4 protein-coding genes are annotated in these 3,386 nt (G+C 33.4%); 1 reads left to right on the forward strand and 3 read right to left on the reverse strand.

Annotation, left to right across the window (positions count from 1 at the left end):
* Window positions 1-73 precede the first annotated feature (73 nt).
* Both ACGLXV_RS15655 and ACGLXV_RS15660 read right to left on the reverse strand, forming a co-directional pair.
* Window positions 74-484 (reverse strand): PadR family transcriptional regulator, encoded by a 411-nt coding sequence (locus tag ACGLXV_RS15655; RefSeq protein WP_391559412.1) that lies wholly within the window; start codon window positions 482-484, stop codon window positions 74-76.
* 2 nt (window positions 485-486) lie between these two features.
* Window positions 487-1,020, reverse strand: coding sequence for a sigma-70 family RNA polymerase sigma factor (locus ACGLXV_RS15660; protein ID WP_391559413.1), 534 nt, complete (start codon window positions 1,018-1,020; stop codon window positions 487-489).
* Between the two features lie 281 nt (window positions 1,021-1,301).
* Here ACGLXV_RS15660 and ACGLXV_RS15665 point away from each other — a divergent pair, with 281 nt between their 5' ends.
* Window positions 1,302-2,732, forward strand: coding sequence for an ATP-binding protein (locus tag ACGLXV_RS15665; protein WP_391559414.1), 1,431 nt, complete (start codon window positions 1,302-1,304; stop codon window positions 2,730-2,732).
* Between the two features lie 270 nt (window positions 2,733-3,002).
* Here ACGLXV_RS15665 and ACGLXV_RS15670 read toward each other — a convergent pair.
* Window positions 3,003-3,386, reverse strand: a 384-nt coding sequence (locus ACGLXV_RS15670; RefSeq protein ID WP_391559415.1) for a GNAT family N-acetyltransferase, incomplete at its 5' end; no start/stop codon positions are given.

A 3,386-nucleotide genomic window follows, 5' to 3' on the forward strand; every position in this document is an offset into this window, starting at 1 on the left:
TCTTTCGCTTCTTTTGATCTTATATGTTGTAATACTTCCCCTAAGAAATGCTCCTTAAGTTTACTCATATTCATTACCTCTCCAATACTTCATTTAGCAAGTAAGCTTTCCGATCACCTTTGTATTCAAAGGTTTTTAATAATTTTAACCCCTTGGTACTTAGCTGATAGTACTTAACTTCCGGTTCTTCCCAGTACGTATTCAAGTAACCCTTATGCTCGAATTTATGTAAGGACATATAGAGGAAGCCCTCTTCGTTTTCAAATTTTCTAATTCCTCTTGCTCGTAACAGCCTACTCAATTCAAAACCCGTGCGTTTTTCTTTGAGTAACTGAAAAATGGCTAGTAATACATCCTCTTCTGAAGTGGCAGATAGCTGGTTAATTTGCCGTCTAATGCTGGCTTTATGTTTCTCGGTAAAATTTAGGTCCTGTAAAACCGTTCTTTTCATAGTATTTTTTATGTTTTTTAACCGATCTTCCATGTTTATACCTCCAAGCTTTCTTTTAAGATTTCTTTTGCTCGCTTTAGCCTGGTTTTAATCGTATTCTGATTCACATTTGTCAGGTAGGAAATTTCTTTAATCGTAAGTTCCTCGAAGTAGTATAAATAAATCACTTCCTTGTATGTATCTGGCAAACTCCATACGGTTTTCACCAATTCTTCGTCTTCATATCTCTGTATAACTTGGTCTTCCACTTCTGTCTCCTGACTTGGGGCATGCATCAGTTTTTCCTCAGAAACGACAATATGTTTATGATGCCAGCTCCTTAGATAGTCCTTACAATGGTTGATGGCAATTCTCCAGATCCACGATTTTAATGAAGATTTTTTTTGATATTGTTCTAATTTTTGATAGCATTTCACAAATATCTCTTGCGTAAGGTCTTCTGCAACCTCTCTGTTACCTACGTATGAATAGGTAAGATGCAATAATGATTGCCCATATTCATCCATTAATTGATCTATTAGTTTCTCTCTGTCATGTACGATCAGGTCTTCAATGATACTTTCTTCCAATGCAATCTGCTCCCTTCCATCCATTAGACGATTCTAAAGCAAAGAAAGTTTTTACACTATCATAAAAAATATAAAATGCTAAAAGCCTACCTTGACACTATGATTTGAATGTTTACCACCGTTATATGTCATTCCATGTTAGAAACAAATTCTACTTATTTGATGGGTAGGATTTGTTTTTATTTATGTTATAATTTTAGCTTATGGCTATGTACTAATTGTCTAATGTAAAATTAAACTATGCATGAATTTTAAGTTTAGAGTAATAGGAGTAAACTGGTATGATTGTTGGATTATTGATTTGCGCTATTGGCCTGATCCCTATTGTGTTGGCGTTTAGTGTTAATAAAATTTATAAAAAGTCGAATTTAACTCTAGGGATTACCTTGTTAATGGTGATGATATCGGGTTGGCAACAAGGGATAGGTGTGCTTTACTTCACGGCTTTGCTAGACGAACAATCAGCTTTTTGGTTATTTAGAATTTTAAGGTTTGCTCCAACCTACTCCGTACCAGCTACCTTTTTTGTAGCCTATTGTACGATAAAAAGTTTTTCGGTTACCTTAAAAAATGACTCTATCTTAAATAGAGTCGTCAATTATATATTTACTAAGAAAATGATGATTGCTTTAATCATATGGACTTCTTTTGTTTATTTCATTAGTTGGACAGATTTTGGAATGAAAGGCTTGGAAACAAGACGTATTTCCACATCTGATATTGAGTTTTATTTTCCCATATACGGTGAAATGGCTGCGCTTTATGTTTTTCACATGGCTAGTTTAATTATATTTTTGCTCTTTTTATTCTATATCTCCACAAAAATTCGCAACACAAACATTAGGAGTTTCTTAAAACAATTTTCCATGTATACTTTACTTTTGTTTCTACTCGGGTTATTTAACTTTAATCCTGAAACAGGTATTATCATGGGAAGTTTAGGAGTAATTATTTTTTCAATTATGGTTATGTTTGAATTTATTAAATTGAACGCCATTATTGAATTTAATTATTACCAACTAAGGGAAAGGCAAAAAAAGTTAGACTTTACGGGTAACTTTGTTGGAAGTCTTATACATGAGATGAAAAATACTTCGACCATTATCAGAGGTTTCTCAAAGCTTATCATGGAAGATAAAGAACTGACTAAGATGCAGCAGGGTGCCTTGGATATGATTTATAAAGCGACGGATCAATTGGAACAACTCTCATTCAATTTTAACGAATATATTATTCATTCTAAAATGAGCTTTAGGACGGAGAACATTGTCTCTATCATTAGAGATTCGATTGAGCTGTCTAGTGAATTTACCAAGCAAAACAATATTGAAATTGAGTTAATTGACTCCTATAAATCTCTTAAGGCCTTTGTGAATAAATCATATTTGCAGCAAGTGTTTATCAATCTAATTAAAAATAGTTCAGAAGCGACTCCCCCAGGTAGAGAAGAACGAAAGATAACGATTCTTACAAATATGAATGAAGATTATATTGTGATTGACTTTTTCGATACGGGAAAAGGGATCCCCGAATCTGATTGGGACCATATTTTTGATCCCTTTGTATCGTCCAAAGATGATGGAACAGGAATGGGACTTCCATTTGTAAAAAAAATCATCTTTGAACACCGTGGGGATATTGTTGTTGTGGATAGTACATCATTGGGCACTCACTTTAAAATTATCATCCCTCAATTGGGAAGTGACACATAAATTGAGGCTTATGAACATAATGAGAGGTTTTGAAAAACCAATCAATTGGTAACAATACCATATTATTAAAATATTTGTTGTTAAAGTATGATTCGAGCTCCCATTTTCAGTGTTTAAAATCAAAATACAGAAAAAAAGCCGGTTTACTTTTCCACTAGGATTAGATAATCGGCTTTTACTATAACAAGATTATTGTCTAATTAGCTATACCCTTACAAAAATAGTGGTAAATCCAGCCTTCCTCCCCCATATAGTTAGTTGCATACTTGCTTATATAAATATCGACATTCCTGGTGCTTCCGATTCTCGGCTTATAAAACCAAGTTTATGATAAAATTCTTGTTTACCTTTTGCACAAAATAATTGAACCCACTTAATACCTTCCTCTTCACATTTCTTTAGCAATGCTTCTATTATTTTTTTCCCCATACCTTGTCCTTGATATTCAGGATGAACCATTACATCGCAAATAAGAGTTTGATAAATTCCATCTGATATTATCCGGCCAAATCCAATTAATTTTCTATTATGATAGATAGAAATGGAGTACCAGCTGTTACAAATTGCCGTATATAATTGATCATATGTATACAACCCTTTGGCATTCCAGCCAGTTGTTTGGTGCAACTTTATAAAATCTTCTTTAGCAGGACT

The sequence above is a fragment of the Robertmurraya sp. genome (assembly GCF_036676585.1).
In the GTDB taxonomy this organism is placed as follows: Bacteria; Bacillota; Bacilli; order Bacillales; family Cytobacillaceae; genus Robertmurraya_A.